Below are 17565 nucleotides of genomic sequence, written 5' to 3'. Positions count from 1 at the left end.
TTGTTGCGGGGTACTGCGGAGACTCGTCGATGGATGCTGTTTTTCCGACGGTGTTCAGCGTTGAGTGACGAGTTAGTGGGGTGGTGGTCGCGGCGGCAGTACGGGGCGGCGCCGCCAAATTGCGGTGACACCTGATAACGGTTATCGTTAGTAGCTGCGGTGGCTGTGACCGGGAGCGGCGCCGTTTTCGTTTTCTTCCGGTTGGAGAGGACCGCAGTGCGCAACTTCACCCGCACACTACTCGGCGGCGCTGCCGCGATCGCCATCGCCACCGGCCTGGTTGGCTGCTCGAACGCGAGCGAGGACCCCGCCGCCGACGGCCTGCAGATTGTCACCACGACCACCCAGCTCACCGACTTCGCGAACAACGTCACCGCGGGTACGGATGCGCAGGTCACCGGGCTCTTGCAACCCAACGCCTCGGCACACAGCTTTGAAGCGAACGCCGCCGATCTTGAACTCATCCGCACCGCCGATGTCGTGATCATGAACGGCATAGGGCTGGAAACCTGGCTTCCCGACATTCTTGAATCCGCAGGCTTCGAAGGCACCACGATCGACGCTTCCTCGGGCATCGACGCGAGCGAGATCCTCGCGGGAGGCGACCACGATCACGGCGACGAATCCGAATCGGGCGCCGAAGACGAGCACGATCACGGCGATGAAACGGCAACGGATTCTGCGGGCGCCGAACACGCGCACGACGTGGAAGCCGAGTCGCACGCGGGAGACGAACACGACCACGCCGATGAAGCGGCAACGGATTCCGAGGACGCGGAACACGCGCACAACGAAGAAGCGCACGACGACCACGACCACGGCGACGAAAACCCGCACATCTGGACCTCGCCGACCCTCGCATCCGAGATGACCACCGAGATCGCAACGGGCCTTGCATCCGTCGACGAAGCCCACGCCGAAACCTACGAAACCAACGCCGCCGCGTACGTCGAAAAGCTCGACGCGCTCGACACCTGGATTGCCGAAAACATCGAATCGGTGCCCGAAGCAGACCGCCTGCTCGTCACCAACCACGACGCGCTGACATACTTCAACCACGACTACGGCATCACCTTCATCGGCTCGGTCATGCCCAGCTGGGACGACAACGCCGAACCCTCGGCCGCCGAAATCGACACGCTCGTCGCCGCGATCAAGGACAGCGGCGTGCAAGCCGTATTCACCGAAACCCAGCTCTCACCAGGCACCGCCGAAGCGATCGCCAAGGAGGCGGGTGTAAAGGTGTACTCGGGCGATCAGGCCCTCTACACCGACTCGCTCGGGGCGGAAGGCTCGGGCGCGGAGACCTATATATCTTCCACCATCCACAACACCACCCAGCTCATGGACTCGTGGGGCGAAACCGCCACCGAGCTGCCAGAGCAACTGCAGGAATCCTAAGCATTTGACCGCATCCACCCCCGAACTGACGCCGCAGCCGCTTGCCGAGTATCGCGACGTCACCCTCAGCTACGACGGGCACACCCCCGCCTCCGCGGACCTCAACCTGCAGATCCGCGAAGGCGAGGCACTCGCCCTCGTCGGCCCCAACGCATCCGGCAAATCGACCCTGCTCAAGAGCATGGTCGGCCTCGTCGACCCCATTGGCGGGTGGATGCAGGTGCTCGGCACCTCAGGTCGGCGCGCGGCCCGCGAGATTGGCTATATGCCGCAGACGGATGAAATCGATCCGGAATTTCCGATCTCGCTGCGGCAGGTGGTCACCATGGGGCGCTTCCGGAAGCTCGGGCCGCTGCGTTGGCCCGGCAAAACTGACCGACAGACCGTGGATGCGGCGCTCGAGCGAGTGAATCTCACCGAGCACGCACACAAGCGCTTTGGCGATCTCTCCGGCGGCCAACAGCAGCGGGGGCTCCTCGCGCGGGCACTCGTGACGAACCCGAAGTTGCTGCTGCTGGACGAGCCCTTCAACGGTCTCGACACCACCAGCCGCCAGCAACTCATGCAGACTCTGCGGGAGCTTCGCGAAGAAGGCGTGGGCATTGCCGTGTCCACCCACGACCTCGAGCTTGCCCACCAGGTGTGCTCGCACGTGCTGCTGATCAACCGTCGGCAGATCGCCTTCGGGCCGATTCACGAGACGCTCATTCCGGAACACGTCACCGCGACCTTCGGGGAGTCGGCCGGGCACTTCGACACGCACGACGACCTGATCGCTCACCCGCATCCGGTGCCGGCGCCCGAACGGACGGGCCTTTGACCCCGATTGATGTGATGTTCGGAGCGCCGTTCATGCAGCAGGCGGCGCTCGCGCTCATCCTCCTCGCGATTTGCGGCGCGGTGGTCGGCGTGATGCTCAATCTGCGCGACCTCGAGTTCGTCAGCGACGGGTTGGTGCACGCGGTGTTTCCGGGAGTGGTCATCGGGCTTGCGCTCGGCGGCAGCGAGGCGGTGTATGTCGGCGCCATCATCGCGGCGCTGATTGCCACGGTGCTGCTCACCATCGCGACGAACCGCGGGGTGGGGACGGATGCGAGCACCGCGGTGCTGCTCGCGGGCGCCTTCGCGCTCGGTATCGTGATCGTCTCGCGCACCACGACGTATTCCACCGGAGTCGAGCAATTGCTCTTCGGGCAGCTGCTGACGATCGGCGTCGGCGACATCGTGATCATTGCGGTGCTAGGCGTACTCGCGCTCCTGCTCGTCGGGCTCACCTGGAAAGAACAGCTGTTCATTTCCTTCGACCGCCGCGGCGCGGAAGCCACCGGCATGCGCGTGTTCGCGTTTGAGCTCGCGCTCAATCTCGCGATCGCGCTCGTGGTGGTTGCCGCCTCCCGCGCGGTCGGCAACCTGCTCGTGCTGGCGGTGCTGATCGTGCCCGCGGCGGTGGGGCGCCTGCTCGCACGGCGCATCGGCTCGATCGTGCTGATTGCGGTCGTGACGGCACTGGTCGGCAGCCTCGCAGGGCTCGTCGGCGGCTACTGGTTCGCGGTGGATGCGCGACTCGCGGTCTCGCCTTCGGGCGTGCTCGTGCTCGTGCTTGTCGCGATCTATCTGGTTGTGGCTGGGGTATCGACCCTCGCCACCAGGATGCGCGGGGGACGTCGCCCGCTTGTGACGGATCCGTTTGTGCAGTCGATTCGCGGGGCCTCGGCGACAGCGGAATTAGCCGGTGCTGGCGTGGCTGTCGGCGGGGCGATCCGCTCGAACCCTGGGGCAAACGTGCAAGGCGATCTCGTCGGCGACGAGAACACGGGGGAGGCTCGAGCATGACCGTATTCGGAACTGCCCTCGTGGCTGGCATCCTCGTCGGCGCCCTCGCTGGATTGGTCGGCTCGATAGTGGTGCTCCGGCAGCGCGCCTTCTTTACCGTTGCCCTCACTCACGCGACCTTCCCGGGAGGCGTGGCCGCTGCCCTCCTCGGGCTCAATATTGTCTTCGGAGCCGCGGTCATGGGGCTCCTCCTTGTGGCGTTGATGATTGCCCTCGGGCGCATCCGTCGCCAGGGACGTCAGGTGGCCGCTGGCATCGTGCTCTCCTTCGGCTACGCCCTCGGTACCTTCCTTCACTCGCTCAACCCGCAGCTACAAACCAAGGTGGATTCCTTCCTGACGGGACAGATCCTTGGCATCTCGGCGACAAATATTGCGATCATCGCGGGGATGCTGGTGGTCGCCCTCGCGGTGATCGCGGTGGCCTGGAAAGAAATGCTGTTCTCCACCTTCGACCCGGCCGGGTTCGAAGCCGCAGGCTTCCGAGAATCCCGGATGGAACTGCTCACGCTGCTGCTGATCACCGGCACCGTGGTCGCCACCATGCCCGCGATCGGCTCGATTCTTGCGATCGCGATGATCGCCGCCCCCGCGGCCGCCGCACGACTGGTGACCACCCGCATCCAATGGCTCGTGCCACTAGCGATGGTGCTCGGCGTGATCGCCGCAGTCGCGGGCCTCTACGCCTCGCGCTGGTTCAATATCGCCGCGGGCGGATCGATGGCCCTCGCCGCGACGGCAATTTTTGCGCTGGCACTGCTGTGGTCGAGGATGCGCAAGACCCGCGGTCGGTCGGTTCGGCAAACGAGCGGTGTGGGTGGCGGTGAGGAGACGGCGTCCGCGCCGGGAGCGGTACCCGATAGGGTGGCGTCATGACCGAGTCGAAGGAAGCCACCCCCGCGCGTCGGAATACCTGGCAGCGCGAAGCCGTTCGCCAAGCCCTGCGGGGCCGGGATGACTTCGTGACCGCGCAGGAGCTCCACCGCGAGATCGAAGACTCGGGACAGCGAATCGGTCTCGCTACTGTCTACCGCGCCCTTGCATCCCTCGCCGACGACGGCGAAGCTGACACGCTGCGCAACAGTGAGGGGGAGCACTATCGCTTCTGCCACACCGACGACCATCACCACCACCTCGTGTGCCGCAACTGCGGTGCCACCGAGGAAATTACCGAACCGATGGTGGAGGAGTGGACGCAGCGGGTGGCCGCCGAATTCGGCTACACCGATATCAGTCACACCATCGACATCTTTGGGCTCTGCAAGGTGTGCACCGCGGAAGCCAAAGAATCACACGACTAGTAAGTCGCGCGGCTAGCTAACAGCTCGGCTGGCGAGTATCCCGGTCGGTACAACCCGGCCGGTGCGTCCCGCCGGTGCATCCGGTCCAGCTAAATCTTGCGTGAAAGAGTTGCGCGAGCTGCGCATCCCCGAGTAAGGTTGCTAGCTGGTGCGTTTGGGGTCACTCCTCCGGCGACACCGCGAAGGGCTTGCAATCCCGCAGGTCTGGACGCAGACAAGAGATCTTGGGCAGCGCCTTCATGGGTGTTGCGGTATTGAAGGAGACACCATGGCAGCAGTATGCCAGGTGACCGGAACTACTCCGCAGTTCGGTCACAATGTTTCGCACTCAAACCGACGAACCAAGCGTCGTTTTGACCCGAACATTCAGAAGAAGAAGTTCTACGTTCCCTCGCTCAAGCGTTCGGTGACGCTCACCGTTTCGGCTAAGGGCATCAAGGTGATCGACGCTCGCGGCATTGACGCAGTTGTTGCAGACCTGCAGAAGAAGGGTGTGAAGCTCTAATGGCAAAGAAGAGCCAGGACGTTCGTCCGATCATCAAGCTCCGCTCGACCGCGGGCACGGGCTTCACCTACGTCACCAAGAAGAACCGACGGAACACCCCGGACCGCCTCGTGCTCAAGAAGTACGACCCGGTAATCCGCAAGCACGTCGAATTCCGCGAGGAGCGCTAAGACATGGCTAAGAAGAGCAAGATTGCAAAGAACGAGCAGCGCAAGGAAATCGTTGCGCGCTACGCCGAGCGTCGTCTGCAGCTGAAGAAGCAGCTCGTCGACCCCAACGGCACTGACGAGTCGCGTGAAGAGGCTCGCATCGCCCTGCAGAAGCTTCCCCGGAACGCTTCGCCGGTTCGCGTTCGTGGCCGCGACAGCATCGACGGTCGCCCCCGCGGTTTCCTCAGCAAGTACGGTGTTTCGCGTGTTCGCTTCCGCGAGATGGCACACCGCGGCGAGCTCCCCGGCATCACCAAGTCGAGCTGGTAACAGCTCGACCATCAGCGCTGTGAGCTGGTAAGCCTCACCGGTCACTGAGTAGCGAGCGTAGCTCGCGTATCGAAGTGACTTAGAGCTTCACCAGCTAGCGACAGTAATCGAGGGTGGGCATCCTGATTTGGATGCCCACCCTCGATTCGTTTCCGCGTGCTCGGCCGGAGGCACGGCGGCAAGTTCCGACCCGTATAGGCACCTTCGAGGTTGTATTTCCCTCCTGAGTGCCTATACGCGACGGAAATTGCGGGCGGGGAGTGACGCCTACGCCTCCCAGCGGCGAATCAGCGCGGCGAGGGCTTGGCCGCCGCCGATGCACATGGTCACCACGGCGTATTCCAGGTCGCGACGCTGCAGGTCCAGTGCCGCACGGAGGGTCAGAATCGCGCCGGTCGCACCGACCGGGTGGCCGAGCGCAATCGCACCACCGTAGGGATTGGTCTTCTCGGGGTCGAGACCAGCGTCGCGAATCACCGCGACGGCCTGGGATGCGAAGGCCTCGTTGAGTTCAACCACATCCACATCTTTTGGCGTCAGTCCGGTGCGCTGCCAAAGCTTCTCCAAGGCAACCACGGGCGCATAGCCCATGAGTTCAGGATCGTTCCCGGCGGTTGCTACGGCCTCAATCGTGGCGAGCCCGCCGAGGCCGCGCTCGCGCACATCGTTCTCCCGCAGCAGCACAGTTGCCGCGGCGCCGTCATTGATCCCCGAGGCATTCCCGGCAGTCACCGAACCATCCTTCGTGAATACCGGCTTGAGCCCGGCCAGGCTCTCGAGCGTCGTATCCGGTCGCGGATGCTCATCCACCGAGACCTCGACGGGCTTGCGACCACCCGTGGTTACGGCCACGATTTCCTCCGCGAACGCAGCACGAGCCGCCTCACTGGCAGCGCGACGCTGGCTCTCGAGGGCGAACTCATCCTGCTCGGCGCGCGAGACGCCATATTTCGCCGCAACATTTTCAGCGGTCACTCCCATATGCGAGTTGCTGAACGGGTCGGTGAGGATTGCGACGGTGCCATCGAGCACCGTGCGGTCACCGAGGCGACGGTTGCCGCGAGCGTTGAAGTCGAGGAACGGTGTGCGGGACATGCTTTCGTTCCCGCCAGCGACGACCACATCGGTGCCACCCCAGAGGAGCTCCTGCGCACCCGACCAAATCGCCTGCAATCCGGAACCGCACAGTCGGTTCACGTTAAACGCCGGCACCCGGTGCGAGAGTCCTGCGCTGATGCTGACCCGACGCGCGTTATACGCATCCGGCCCCACCTGCGAGATGCAGCCCATGATGACCTCGTCCACCGAATCCTTATCGACACCCGACCGGGCCAGGGCCTCGGTGACGGCGGCCGCGCCGAGTTGATACGCGTCGACACCGGCTAGTGCCCCGCCGAAGCTTCCAATCGGGGTGCGCGCCCCGCCGACAATGACGACTTTCTCGCGTGTGGTCACGCTTTTCCTCCTCGTTGAAGTGTGAGTATCTGGGGATGGTCGCAAGACACAACACCGGACACTTTCCTGATATTCATGCTAATGTATTTCTCATTGGAAGCGAGATCTCGTGACTAGAGTGCCAACGACGGGACTACGGCCGACGCAACCTAAAGCCGAGCTGCGAGATCACACCCAGCACAGCGAGGAGATCATTCAATGGAGAAGCAGACCATCGCGGTACTCGGCGGCACCGGCCCACAGGGCAAGGGGCTCGCTTATCGCTTCGCGAAGCACGGCCACTCGGTCATTATCGGTTCGCGTGATGAGGCCCGCGGTGCGGAGACCGTCGCGGAGATTCAGGCTCGGCTGGGCAGTGCATCCGAGGTCACGGCCGCGGCAAACTCGGCGGCAGCCGAAGCCGCCGATGTGGTCGTGATTGCGGTCCCGTACAAGGGTCACGCGCCGCTGTTGACCGAAATTGCGTCCGTCCTGCGCGGGAAGGTCGTCATCGACTGCGTCAATCCGCTCGCCTTTGACCAAAAGGGCCCGCACTCGCTCGATGTGGAAGAGCGAAGCGCCGCCGAAGAGTGCCAGCGGCTCGTGCCCGAGGCGCAGGTCACCGGTGCTTTCCACTTGGTTTCGGCGGTGAATCTTTGGTCCGAGGATGAGTACCTCGACCACGAAGATATCCTGGTCTGTGGTGACGATAAGGACGCAAAAGCGGTCGTGGCCGAGCTTGCGGCGACGGTGAGCGGCCGCCTCGGCGTGGACGTTGGCCCGCTGCGCATGGCGCGCTATATTGAGCCACTTACGGCAATGATCATTAGCATCAACAAGAAGTACAAGGTCCGAGCTGGCATCACCATCTCGGGGCTTGAAAACAGCCCGCTGCTGCAGCAGGCTGTGCCCGCCAGCTAGAGAACGCCTCGGACGAAACGGTCCGCGGCTGATCCCGCACTGGCAATCCAGCCGCAGTTTGCCAGCGCGGGCGAGACTAACCACGTCGTGTCTGCCCGGCCCGACCAACGACGTGAGGAGTGAGAGTGCGCGGACACACGATTGGCTATGCCGTAGGGCTCGAGCAGTTCGGCCCCGCAGAGGCCGTCGAACTCGCACACCGGGCAGAACAGCACGGCTTCAGCGGCACCATCATGAGCGACCGCTTCCAGCCGTGGACGCCCGCCCAGGGCCACGCATCCTTCACCTGGAGCGTCCTTGGGGCCCTCGGGCTGCAAACTCGGGGCGAGCTCGGCTGCGTCACGACGCCCGGGTTCCGGATGCATCCCGCCTCGGTGGCGCAAGCCGCCGCGACCGTCTCGGCGATGTATCCCGACCGGCACTGGCTCGGCATCGGTTCGGGTGAGCTGATCAACGAGCACATCGTGGGGGAATACTGGCCCGAGGCGCACGCGCGCGTGGAGCGGATGTTTGAAGCGGTCGAGCTGATCGGCAAGCTTTTCGCGCGCGAGGAACGGGATGTCCGCCACGAGGGCCGCTATTTCAAGCTCGAATCCACACGGCTGTGGGGGTTGGATGTGCGACCACCTGAGATTGTCGTCGCGGCTTCCGGCCCGGTCACGGCCCGTCGCGCGGGTCGCAGCGCCGATGGCTTCATCACGGTGGAGGCGCCGCCCGAACGGCTGGAATTGCTGCTGCGTCGCTTCGGCGAGCGCGCCCGTGAGGGTGGCAAACGCGCCGGGGCCTTGCGCAAGGTGATCCAGCTGCGAGTTTCGTGGGCGCAGACGAAGGAGCGGGCCGTCCAGAATGCGATCGAGGAGTGGCCGATCGCGGCGATGCGATTCTCGAAGGTGGACATTCGATCGCCCTACGAGGTCGCGCAGATGGCGCGCACGGTGCGAGCGGAGGATTTTTCGGGACACTTGCTTATTTCTGCGGACCCGGAGGAGCATCGCGCCTATCTGCAGCGGCACGTGGATATGGGCTTCACTGATATTTATGTCCACAATGTCGGCCGCAATCAGGCCGAGTTCATGAAGGTCTATGGCGACGAGGTTATTCCGGGGGTGCGTTGGTAATGCGAATGAGTGTGTGGGCCTTGACGGGGATTCCGGAGATCCAACCGGGCGACGATCTGGTCGAGGTGATCCTGGCGGCGCTTGAGCGCGACCCGGATGAGCCCCTGGAAGACGGCGACATTCTGGTGATCACCTCAAAGATTCTCTCCAAGGCAGAGGGTCGCATCGTCGAAGCGGAAGACCGCGAGGAAGCGATTCGGAAAGAGACCGTGCGCGTGGTCGCCACGCGCCCGCGGGAGGGCGGCGGGGCGACCATGATCGTCGAGAACCGGCTCGGGATCATTGGCGCTGCCGCCGGGGTGGATGCATCCAACACCGCCGAAGGCACGGTGCTGCTGCTGCCAGTGGACCCGGATGGTTCGGCGCGGCAGATCGCCGAGCGGATGCGCGCAGCGCTGGGCGTGGAGATCGGGATTATCGTCTCGGACACGCTCGGGCGGCCCTGGCGGGAGGGCCAGACGGATGTCGCGATCGGTGCCGCCGGGGTGCACGTGTTCGAGGATTACGCCGGCAAGACCGATGCAGCGGGGCGTCCGCTCGCGGTGACGATGCCCTGCCTTGCGGATGAACTCGCCGGTGCGACGGACCTCGTGAAGCGAAAGTCCACTGGGAACCCGGTGGCCGTGGTGCGCGGGCTCGGGCACATTGTGGGCGGGCTCGACCTCCCCGGAGCGGCGGCGATTTTGCGGCCCGCCGAACGGGACTTCTTCCGGCTCGGGACCGATCTCGCTTTCGAGCAGGGGTTTGATGCTGGGGTCGCCTCGGTGCGCGGAGCGGGAGGCTCAAGCGCGGGTGGGTCTGGAACGGGAGATTCAGGCTCGGGAGGCTCAGACGCCACGACGCCGGGAGCGCAGAATGCGGAGGACGAAACGTCGTGAGTCAGTGGCAGATCATCGTTCCGGTCAAGGAGTTCAGCCGCGGCAAGTCGCGCATCCGCCACAACCGACGGGCGCAGTACGCGGGGGCGTTCGCGCTCGACACGATCACTGCCGCGGCCCGGTGCGGGCTGGTGAGCCGAGTGGTCGTGGTGACCGATGAACCGAGCCTGCAGGAAGGCAGCTTTGATGCCGGAACGGCTCGGAAGCTGGCGTTCCTACGCGAGGCGCCCGAGGGACTCAACCCCGCGATCCGCTATGCGGTGGCCCGCCTCGGTCACACGCAGCCGGAGGACCGCGTCGGCATCTTGCTGGGGGATCTCCCGGCGCTGCGCGCCAGCGATCTGGGGGATGCGCTCTACGCGGCCACCGAGTTCCCAAGATCCTTCGTCCGTGATGCTGCCGGAACCGGCACGACCCTCCTCACGGCCGCGAAACCGAGCCTGCTGATCCCCGCCTTTGGGGAAAACTCGGCGGCGCAGCACGAGGCGCTCGGATACGTCGAATTGCGGGGCAGATTTGGGCAGCTCGACCGCGACGTCGACACCGCAGAGGATCTCGCGGAGCTGAAGCCCGAACAGCTCGGCCACCACACCGGCGCGATCATGACGGTGCGCCCGTGAGCGCTAGCCGTCCGACCGCTGACCGTCGGACCGTGATCGTGCTGAGTTGACGCTTCCCAGACCGGGCACGCGTACCTGCGGACGGGAGCGAGGGGTCTATGGCGGCTCTTGTGATCGCCACCGCTGCGAGCGCGACCGCGCCGGGTTAGCCCCGCACAGCGAGCGCCATCTCGAAGGCGTCCGCGGCGATGGCGGCGGTTTCGGCCAGGCTCGTGAAGAGGAGCGGGCGCTGCAGGAGCCGAATACCCGGCAACTCGACCGCCGCATCCGCCTCATCAATCAGCCAGCCATCGAGCAGGCCGCCTGCCGAGCGCGCACCGTAGGCGCGAGCAATCGCGGCGGAATCCGCCTCGATACCGAGCGTGGCAAGGCAAATATCGGCCATGCCGCGCAGCGGCTTGCCAGCAATGACGGGAGACAGGCCAACGATCGGTGCCTCGGCGGCCCGCAGCGCATCTCGCAAACCCGGGATGCCGGGTACGGCGGATGCGGGACCCGACAGGCCAATCATCGTGCCGATCGAGACCACCGGGTTGGAGGGCGCCACGAGAATGACATCAGCAGCGGCGATCGCCGCGAGTGCGCCAGGGGAGGGCACCGCCTCGGCAGCACCCGGCTGTACAAACGCATCCGCTCCGGGGTTGCCCCGCAGCCGCACCCACCATTCCTCAAAGTGCATTTCGGTGGCACCGACCCGCACTCGGGTCTCGACCTCCGCATCCGTGGCGGGAATGAGCTTCGTCGACAGCTGCCAGCGCGCGCAGAGCCGGGTGACCACCTCGCTAAGGGTCAGGCCCTCGCGCAGCCAGGTGCTGCGGGCGATGTGCGTGCCGATATCGAGATCGCCGAGCGTGAACCAGGGCCAACCGACCCCGTAGGCGGTCATTTCGGCACTGACGCGCTCGGACTCGTCCTTCCGGCCCCAACCGCGTTCGGTATCGGCCTCACCAGCGAGGTGATACATCACCGAGTCGAGGTCGGGCGTGATGCGCATCCCCGCGAGCCAGAAATCATCGCCGACATTGCAGATCACGCTGAGTTCGGCTGTGGTCTCGCCTTCACCGTCGGGCCAGCGCTGGCGGAGAAACTCGCGTACTCCGAGGGTGAACTTCGCGCCACCGACGCCGCCCGAGAGGACGACGACCCGCGGCCCCGTCTCACGCGGCCCGGTCTCACGCTGGCCGGTCACATGCCGGTCCGTCACGCTCGGACCGGTGACACGCGGGCCGGTCATGCGAACACCTGCGCTGCCACGGCATCCGCAAAGGCGAGCATGCGCTTGCCGGTGAGCGGATTGTTCACGAACTGCACGTCCACCCCGTAGAGTTCGCGGATAAGCGGCTCGGTGATGACCTCTTCCGGATGACCCGCCGCGGCAACCCTTCCCTCATGCAGCGCGACCACGTGATCGGCGAAGGCGAGGGCATGCCCGATATCGTGCAGCGCCGCGATCACGGTGAGCCCGTCGACTGCGAGTTCCTGCAGCAACCGCAGGGTCTGCAGTTGCGCGCCCACGTCGAGGTGGTTCGTGGGTTCGTCGAGAATGAGGATGCTCGGCTCCTGTGCCAGCGCCCGTGCAAGCGACACTCGCTGCCGCTCACCGCCGGAGAGCGTAGTGAAAGTGCGGCCGCGCAGGTGCGAGCCGCCGACCCGGGCCAGTGAAGTAGCGACGAAACGCTCCTCAGCATCCTGCGCCGAACCGAAGGGACCGGAGTGCGGGATGCGGCCAAGCAGCACCACGTCATCCACCACGACGCCCGTGTCGGTGTGGGCTTGTTGCTCGACGAGCGCCAGGTGACGGGCGCGCTCGCGGCGCTTCATGCGGAAAAGCTCATGGCCGTCGAGCCACACGGAGCCCTGTGCGGGCGTGGTGATGCCCGCGAGCAGGTGCAGCAGGGTGGATTTCCCGACGCCATTGGGGCCGATGATTGCGGTGAACTTGCCGCTCGGGAACACCGCCGAGGCGCCCTCGAGGACGGTGCGAGCACCGTGGGCGAGGGTGATATTGCTGATCGCGAATTCCATGGGGCTCCTGTCAGATCAAGCTGCGCGCTTTCGCATCAGGATGAGCGCAAAGATTGGTGCGCCGACGATCGCGGTGACGATGCCCACGGGCAGCTCTCGAGGGTCAAAGAGGGTGCGGGCCGCGGTGTCAGCCCACACCATGAAGACCGCGCCGGCGAGGGCGGACAGCGGCAGAATATTGCGATGGTCATTGCCGACCAGCAGGCGTACGGCATGCGGCATCACGAGCCCCACGAACCCGATCGAACCGCTGACCGACACCAGCGAACTCGTGAGGAGCGCACAGGCGAGCAGCAGCATCCAGCGCGTGCGGGTGGCGTTGATGCCGAGGCTGGCTGCCGAAATATCCCCAAAGGTGTAGGCGTTGAGCGTCTGCGCGGTGGTGAGCAGCGGCGTACCGATCAGCAGCATTGCGCCGAGCGCAATCGCGACTGCCGACCAGTTGGCACCGGCGAAGGAGCCGAGCATCCAGTTGAGAATTTCACGGAAGGAGTCGCCGGTGGCGCTCCAGAAAATTACCAGGCTGGTGATCGCGCTCGCGATTGCTGAAACCGCCACGCCCGCAAGCACCACCTTTGCCGCCCCAAACTGTCCCGAAGCCGAGGCGATCGCGAGGGTCGCGGCGAGGGCGAGTGCGCCGCCGAGGAAGGCGGCGAAGGGCAGGGCGAGGGATGCGCCGATCACCAATACCGCCACGGCCCCGAGGGATGCCCCGGAAGACAGCCCCAGCAGGTAGGGGTCGGCGAGGGAGTTGCGGGTAATGGCCTGCATGATGACACCCACGAGCGCGAGGCCGCTGCCCACGGTGGCCGCCACGAGCACTCGCGGCACGCGCAGCTCCCAGATGATGGCTTCTGCACGCAGCGACAGCGTGGATTCCGCGAACCCGAGCTTCGCGAGCACCGTGTTCCAGACGTCGCCGGGGGAGATATCAGCCGGACCAACGCAGATGGCGGTCACGAGGCTGACGAACAGCAGCGCGGCAAAGATGCCGGCCCACAGGCCCGCACGGGCGCGATTGCCGCGTTCGAGGGACCGTTCCTGGCGTCGGTCGCGGCGCCGGGGCGCACCGGTGGGTGTCGCTGGAACTGTGTTCTCTCCAGCGACACCCGCCGCCCGACCGGCGGCGCGCTGGATGACGGCGTTGCTCATAGCTAGCCCAATTGGTTCAGCTGATCGACGATGCTGGCGACCGCTTCGACATTCCGCACACCCGCCTCACCCGAGGCGAAGGGGACGATGACATAGCGCTCATTGGTGACCGCATCGAGGGTCGCGGTGGCCGGGTTCGATTCGAGGCGCTCGATCTTGTCCTCGGCGCTATTCCACTCGGCGTCGATCAGCACAATCACGTTTGGGTCGGCATCGACGATCGCCTCCCAGCCCATCGAAGTCCAGGTGTCCGCGACATCCCCGGCGATATTCTCGAGCCCCGCCGCATCCATAATCATCTGCGGAGAACCCTTACCGGCGCCGACGTAGGGGACATCCGAGCCGGAGCTGTACCAGAGGGCGGTGTAGCCCTCGGTGCTCGGCTCCACGGCGTCGAGTGCGGCTTGCTGCTCGGCAATCAGCGCGTCAGCCGCTTCCGGGACGTCGAAGATCGCGCCTGCCTCGGCAATCTCGTCGAAGAGCACCTCGAAGGTGAGCGGGTCGGGCATATACGCCGGGTCTTTGCAGGCTGACGGTGCGACGTAGGAATTCACCAGCAGCGACTCGAGCTGATCGCGCTCGCCCACGCCCTCGGCGCTGAAGTTCGATTCCCAGCCGCCGAAGACGAGATCGGGTTCCAGCTCGAGGGTGGCCTCCTGGCCGGGCACCTTATCGCTGATGATGGTCAGGGCGGATGCATCGGGAAGCCACTTCTCGGGCACCTCACCGTCGAGGAAGGATGCGCCGATGATCGAGTCTTCAAGGCCGAGTGCGAGCAGCAGCTCGGTGGTTGAGGATTTGATGGTGATCACGCGTTCCGGGGCCTGGTCGAAGGTGACCTCGTACCCGCAGTTGTCGATGGTGAGCGGGTAGTTCGAGGCGGTTTCGGCCTCGGTGGTGGAGTCGGGGGAGGCAGTCCCGGATGAACTCGCGCAGGCGGTGAGGCCGAGGAGCAGCATGGATGCGGTGGCCGCGGTTGCGGCGCGGAAAGACTTCGGTGTCATGAAAACTCTTGCTGTTTGAAGGCGTCGCGCAAGAAGGCGCTGCAGGGGGCTATGACACAACCGTGAGTACCCGATCAATCACCGACCGGGGCTGGCAAAAGCTTCGCATGAATTATTCGCGAAGTCAAAAACGCTGCGCATCAATTGCCGCAGATCAGTTGCGGCGAATCAATTGCGGCAACCTAGTCGCGGAATTTTGGCTTCCGCTTTTCCATGAAGGCGCGGGCACCTTCGAGCATGTCATCGCTGCCGACGGCCTGCAGGAGCATCCCGAGCCCCGCGCGCATGCTGTCGGCGGACTCATTCCACCAGAGGTTTGAAGAGATCTTGGTGATTTCGAGATAGCGCGGACTGAGGGCGTGAATTTCATCCGACCAACGCGTGATCGCTTCCTCGAGTGCCGCCTCATCGGCAACCACCTCGTTGATCAGGCCCATATCGAGTGCCTGCTGCGCGGAATAGCGACGGCACATCATGGCCATCTCTCGCGCACGCTTTTCGCCAATCTGTATGGGCAGCAGGTTCGTGGCGCCGAGGACCGGTGCGGAGCCGACTTTTGGTCCGGTCTGACCGAAGGTGGCGCGTTCGGTGGCGATGGCGAAGTCGCAGGCCACGACGAGCTCATTACCGCCGCCCGCAGCCGGGCCATCGACCGCGGCGATCACGGGGCGCGGGCACTGGCGGATCGCATCCACCACCCGAAGCGAGCCCTCAAAGAGCGATCGGATGGTGATGGGGTCGGCCTTTTCGAGGTTCGCGAGATAGCCGCCCGCGCAGAACGAACCGCCGCTGCCGGTGAGGACCACCATTTCAAACCCGGCTGCCGATTCGAAGGCTTCGGCCATCGCGACTGCCATGTCTTGGTCGTACGCGTTGCGGCGTTCGGGGCGGTTCAATCGGACGGTGCGGATGTGCTCGGTGTCCACAATTTCGACGTCTGCCACGGAAATCTCCTTTGATCGCGCGAAAACCACTGGTTGATTGCAACACCACTGGGTTAATTGAGTATCATGATAGTCATCTAGTCGGTATTCTCGATACCCAGTGGCAGGATGCCACGCCCGGCGGTCCAATACGCCCTAACGGAGGGGCGGGGGAGTGAGTGTGCATGCGCGCAGCAATCGTGGCACGAACAACTGGTCCTTCGGGGGTCGAACTCGTTGACCTTGCAGAACCGGCCGCGGAGCCGGGGACCGTCGAGGTCGAAATTCGTGCGGCCGGAGTCTCCTTCCCGGACCTGCTGCTCTCGCAGGGGCGCTATCAAATCCAACCAGAACTGCCCTTTGCGCTCGGCACGGATTTCTGCGGAATTTTACGTGAAGACGTCCCCGAGCAGGCCCTTCGAGCGGGTGAGCGGGTTGCGGGCGTGCTGCAGTACGGTGCCGCGGCGGAGTGGGTACGCGTCTCGCCGCTTGGGTTGTGCCCGGTACCGGAGAGTCTGTCCGACATTGATGCGGCAGCCATGCCGCTGGCCTACCTCACGGCCCACTTTGCACTGCTGTGCCGGGGCGGAGCGCGTCGCGGCGACCGCATCCTCGTTACCGGCGCCGCCGGCAGTGTGGGGCTCGCGGCGGTGCAGGTCGGCAAGGCGATTGGTGCTCGCGTGGTGGCGCTCGTGCGCAGTGAGGCTGATCGCGAGCTGCTGCTGAGCCGAGGGGCGGATGCTGTGGTGGCCGAAGCATCCGCCGCCAAGATTCGCGAGGCAGCGGGCGGCGGCATCGATATTGCCATGGATGTGGTGGGTTCCGATGATGTGGTGCTGGAATCGCTGCGGAGTCTCCACGAGGGCGGTCGACTGCTCACCGTGGGCTATGCGGGCGGGTCGATACCGACCGTGAAGCTCAACCGGCTCCTGCTGGGGAACATCGAGGTTCGAGGTGCGTCCTGGGGGCCGTATACGCGTGCGCATCCCGGCTTCATGCAGGTGCAGTGGCGCGAGATCATGCGCTGGCTTGCCGAGGGGCGCATCGCGACCCCGGATGTTCAGGTGTTCCCGCTCGAGGATGCTGCGGCCGCGCTCGCGACGGTGGCCGGCGGGGGCGTGCGGTCTCGAATTGTGCTCGAGCTCTGAGCGGGCCGCATTACGTAGATAAAAGCGATCAAAGGGGATCACTGTGTCAATTGCAGGAAAAGTGGGCATCATCACCGGCGCCGGGTCGGGACTGGGGCGCGACATTGCGCTGCTGCTCGCGGCAGACGGAGCGCGAGTCATCGTCGCCGACCGTGACATTGACGGCGCGGAAGAAACGGTGCGGCAGATTCATGACGCGGCCGGTGACGCGGTCGCGGTTGAACTCGACGTCACCGATGTGGAATCCGTAGCCGAAGCCTTCGAGGAGGTCGATACCCAGGGAAAGCTCTATTGGGCCGTGAACTGCGCGGGCATCCATCCGGATGACAGCGACATTGCCGATCTTGATCTCGCGGCTTTTGATCGCATCATGTCGGTCAATACCCGCGGGGTCGTGCTGTCGCTGCGCGAAGAAATGCGGCGGATGCGCGAGCACGGCAGCGGTGGTGCGATCGTGAATATCGGCTCGACGCGTTCGATTCGCGCAATGCCGGGCTCGGTGGCGTACGTCGCTTCCAAGCATGCGGTGATCGGTGTGACCGAAACGGCGGCCCTCGAGGGTGGGCCAATTGGCGTGCGCGTGAACTGCGTGTGCCCCGGCGTGATGAATACGCCAATGGTGGCCGCGCGTCGCGCCGAGAGCGACGAGTCGGAGGCGAGTTATGTGGATCGTGTCGGCGGCATCATCCCGCGCATTGCCGAGGCCAAAGAGGTTGCCGAGGGCGTTCGCTGGCTGCTCTCGGATGCTTCCTCATACGTAACCGGTCACACCCTCATGGCTGATGGTGGTTACAAAATTCGACCCTAAATTTTTTTACATTGAT

General features: G+C 64.9%; 20 protein-coding genes. 14 read left to right on the top strand and 6 right to left on the bottom strand.

The annotated features are described in order from the left end of the window. Window positions 1-216: 216 nt before the first annotated feature. From F8O05_RS02600 to rpsN, 8 genes are all read left to right on the top strand, one after another. Window positions 217-1401 carry a metal ABC transporter substrate-binding protein gene (locus tag F8O05_RS02600; RefSeq protein ID WP_225735690.1) on the top strand — a complete coding sequence of 395 codons (1185 nt, stop codon included), beginning with the start codon at window positions 217-219 and terminating at the stop codon, window positions 1399-1401. A 4-nt stretch (window positions 1402-1405) separates the two neighbouring features. Continuing rightward, window positions 1406-2221, top strand: a complete 816-nt coding sequence (locus F8O05_RS02595; protein ID WP_225735689.1) for a metal ABC transporter ATP-binding protein — start codon at window positions 1406-1408, stop codon at window positions 2219-2221. Then, a complete protein-coding gene (locus F8O05_RS02590; RefSeq protein ID WP_158051171.1) occupies window positions 2218-3234 on the top strand; it encodes a metal ABC transporter permease in 1017 nt (338 codons plus the stop codon). The genes F8O05_RS02595 and F8O05_RS02590 overlap by 4 nt, the downstream gene beginning before the upstream one ends. Beyond that, window positions 3231-4109 (top strand): metal ABC transporter permease, encoded by an 879-nt coding sequence (locus F8O05_RS02585; RefSeq protein ID WP_158051170.1) that lies wholly within the window; start codon window positions 3231-3233, stop codon window positions 4107-4109. Before F8O05_RS02590 ends, F8O05_RS02585 begins: the two co-directional genes overlap by 4 nt. Further along, window positions 4106-4534 (top strand): Fur family transcriptional regulator, encoded by a 429-nt coding sequence (locus tag F8O05_RS02580; protein ID WP_158051169.1) that lies wholly within the window; start codon window positions 4106-4108, stop codon window positions 4532-4534. Before F8O05_RS02585 ends, F8O05_RS02580 begins: the two co-directional genes overlap by 4 nt. 268 nt (window positions 4535-4802) lie before the next feature. Further along, complete coding sequence (rpmB, locus tag F8O05_RS02575) at window positions 4803-5039, top strand: 50S ribosomal protein L28 (protein WP_158051168.1); 237 nt, start codon at window positions 4803-4805, stop codon at window positions 5037-5039. Next, complete coding sequence (gene rpmG, locus F8O05_RS02570; RefSeq protein WP_026937797.1) at window positions 5039-5209, top strand: 50S ribosomal protein L33; 171 nt, start codon at window positions 5039-5041, stop codon at window positions 5207-5209. Before rpmB ends, rpmG begins: the two co-directional genes overlap by 1 nt. Before the next feature lie 3 nt (window positions 5210-5212). Continuing rightward, a complete protein-coding gene (gene rpsN / locus F8O05_RS02565) occupies window positions 5213-5518 on the top strand; it encodes a 30S ribosomal protein S14 (protein WP_158051167.1) in 306 nt (101 codons plus the stop codon). Between the two features lie 267 nt (window positions 5519-5785). Here rpsN and F8O05_RS02560 read toward each other — a convergent pair whose 3' ends face one another. Next, a complete protein-coding gene (locus F8O05_RS02560; protein WP_158051166.1) occupies window positions 5786-6973 on the bottom strand; it encodes a thiolase family protein in 1188 nt (395 codons plus the stop codon). 198 nt (window positions 6974-7171) lie between these two features. On the opposite strand from F8O05_RS02560, the gene npdG reads away from it, so the two are divergent. The 4 genes from npdG (at window position 7172) to cofC (ending at window position 10489) form a co-directional block, all read left to right on the top strand. Further along, window positions 7172-7873 carry an NADPH-dependent F420 reductase gene (npdG, locus tag F8O05_RS02555; RefSeq protein ID WP_158051165.1) on the top strand — a complete coding sequence of 234 codons (702 nt, stop codon included), beginning with the start codon at window positions 7172-7174 and terminating at the stop codon, window positions 7871-7873. 125 nt (window positions 7874-7998) lie between these two features. Then, a complete protein-coding gene (locus tag F8O05_RS02550; RefSeq protein ID WP_158051164.1) occupies window positions 7999-8991 on the top strand; it encodes a TIGR03557 family F420-dependent LLM class oxidoreductase in 993 nt (330 codons plus the stop codon). Between the two features lie 5 nt (window positions 8992-8996). Then, window positions 8997-9869 (top strand): coenzyme F420-0:L-glutamate ligase, encoded by an 873-nt coding sequence (gene cofE / locus F8O05_RS02545; RefSeq protein ID WP_158051163.1) that lies wholly within the window; start codon window positions 8997-8999, stop codon window positions 9867-9869. Next, entirely contained in the window at window positions 9866-10489 is a 624-nt protein-coding gene (gene cofC, locus F8O05_RS02540) for a 2-phospho-L-lactate guanylyltransferase (protein ID WP_158051162.1), read from the top strand. The genes cofE and cofC overlap by 4 nt, the downstream gene beginning before the upstream one ends. A 145-nt stretch (window positions 10490-10634) precedes the next feature. Here the strand turns inward: cofC and cofD are convergent, their stop codons facing one another. The 5 genes from cofD to F8O05_RS02515 all read right to left on the bottom strand — a co-directional run bounded on the left by cofD (window position 10635) and on the right by F8O05_RS02515 (window position 15614). Beyond that, window positions 10635-11723, bottom strand: coding sequence for a 2-phospho-L-lactate transferase (cofD, locus tag F8O05_RS02535; RefSeq protein ID WP_158051161.1), 1089 nt, complete (start codon window positions 11721-11723; stop codon window positions 10635-10637). Then, a complete protein-coding gene (locus F8O05_RS02530) occupies window positions 11720-12514 on the bottom strand; it encodes an ABC transporter ATP-binding protein (protein WP_158051160.1) in 795 nt (264 codons plus the stop codon). Before F8O05_RS02530 ends, cofD begins: the two co-directional genes overlap by 4 nt. A 15-nt stretch (window positions 12515-12529) precedes the next feature. Further along, window positions 12530-13666 carry a putative F420-0 ABC transporter permease subunit gene (locus F8O05_RS02525; protein ID WP_158051159.1) on the bottom strand — a complete coding sequence of 379 codons (1137 nt, stop codon included), beginning with the start codon at window positions 13664-13666 and terminating at the stop codon, window positions 12530-12532. Window positions 13667-13668: 2 nt separating this feature from the next. Continuing rightward, the gene (locus F8O05_RS02520; RefSeq protein ID WP_158051158.1) at window positions 13669-14670 is read right to left on the bottom strand and encodes a putative F420-0 ABC transporter substrate-binding protein; all 1002 of its coding nucleotides are present in this window, start codon (window positions 14668-14670) and stop codon (window positions 13669-13671) included. Window positions 14671-14852: 182 nt separating this feature from the next. After that, window positions 14853-15614 (bottom strand): enoyl-CoA hydratase/isomerase family protein, encoded by a 762-nt coding sequence (locus F8O05_RS02515; RefSeq protein ID WP_158051157.1) that lies wholly within the window; start codon window positions 15612-15614, stop codon window positions 14853-14855. Between the two features lie 164 nt (window positions 15615-15778). On the opposite strand from F8O05_RS02515, the gene F8O05_RS02510 reads away from it, so the two are divergent. Both F8O05_RS02510 and F8O05_RS02505 read left to right on the top strand, forming a co-directional pair. Next, the gene (locus tag F8O05_RS02510) at window positions 15779-16741 is read left to right on the top strand and encodes an NADPH:quinone oxidoreductase family protein (protein WP_158051156.1); all 963 of its coding nucleotides are present in this window, start codon (window positions 15779-15781) and stop codon (window positions 16739-16741) included. 43 nt (window positions 16742-16784) lie between these two features. After that, window positions 16785-17549 (top strand): SDR family NAD(P)-dependent oxidoreductase, encoded by a 765-nt coding sequence (locus F8O05_RS02505; protein ID WP_192496995.1) that lies wholly within the window; start codon window positions 16785-16787, stop codon window positions 17547-17549. Window positions 17550-17565 lie beyond the last annotated feature (16 nt).

Source organism: Gulosibacter chungangensis (assembly GCF_008831155.1).
GTDB classification, from domain to species: Bacteria; Actinomycetota; Actinomycetes; order Actinomycetales; family Microbacteriaceae; genus Gulosibacter; species Gulosibacter chungangensis.
This window is presented reverse-complemented; position numbering and strand designations above follow the sequence as displayed.

Coding starts and splice junctions, on each gene's coding strand:
- F8O05_RS02585 (WP_158051170.1), top strand. CDS start 3,231: ATGACCGTATTCGGAACTGCCCTCGTGGCTGGCATCCTCGTCGGCGCC.
- F8O05_RS02580 (WP_158051169.1), top strand. CDS start 4,106: ATGACCGAGTCGAAGGAAGCCACCCCCGCGCGTCGGAATACCTGGCAG.
- rpmB (WP_158051168.1), top strand. CDS start 4,803: ATGGCAGCAGTATGCCAGGTGACCGGAACTACTCCGCAGTTCGGTCAC.
- rpmG (WP_026937797.1), top strand. CDS start 5,039: ATGGCAAAGAAGAGCCAGGACGTTCGTCCGATCATCAAGCTCCGCTCG.
- rpsN (WP_158051167.1), top strand. CDS start 5,213: ATGGCTAAGAAGAGCAAGATTGCAAAGAACGAGCAGCGCAAGGAAATC.
- npdG (WP_158051165.1), top strand. CDS start 7,172: ATGGAGAAGCAGACCATCGCGGTACTCGGCGGCACCGGCCCACAGGGC.
- cofE (WP_158051163.1), top strand. CDS start 8,997: ATGAGTGTGTGGGCCTTGACGGGGATTCCGGAGATCCAACCGGGCGAC.
- cofD (WP_158051161.1), bottom strand. CDS start 11,723: ATGACCGGCCCGCGTGTCACCGGTCCGAGCGTGACGGACCGGCATGTG.
- F8O05_RS02530 (WP_158051160.1), bottom strand. CDS start 12,514: ATGGAATTCGCGATCAGCAATATCACCCTCGCCCACGGTGCTCGCACC.
- F8O05_RS02525 (WP_158051159.1), bottom strand. CDS start 13,666: ATGAGCAACGCCGTCATCCAGCGCGCCGCCGGTCGGGCGGCGGGTGTC.
- F8O05_RS02520 (WP_158051158.1), bottom strand. CDS start 14,670: ATGACACCGAAGTCTTTCCGCGCCGCAACCGCGGCCACCGCATCCATG.
- F8O05_RS02510 (WP_158051156.1), top strand. CDS start 15,779: ATGCGCGCAGCAATCGTGGCACGAACAACTGGTCCTTCGGGGGTCGAA.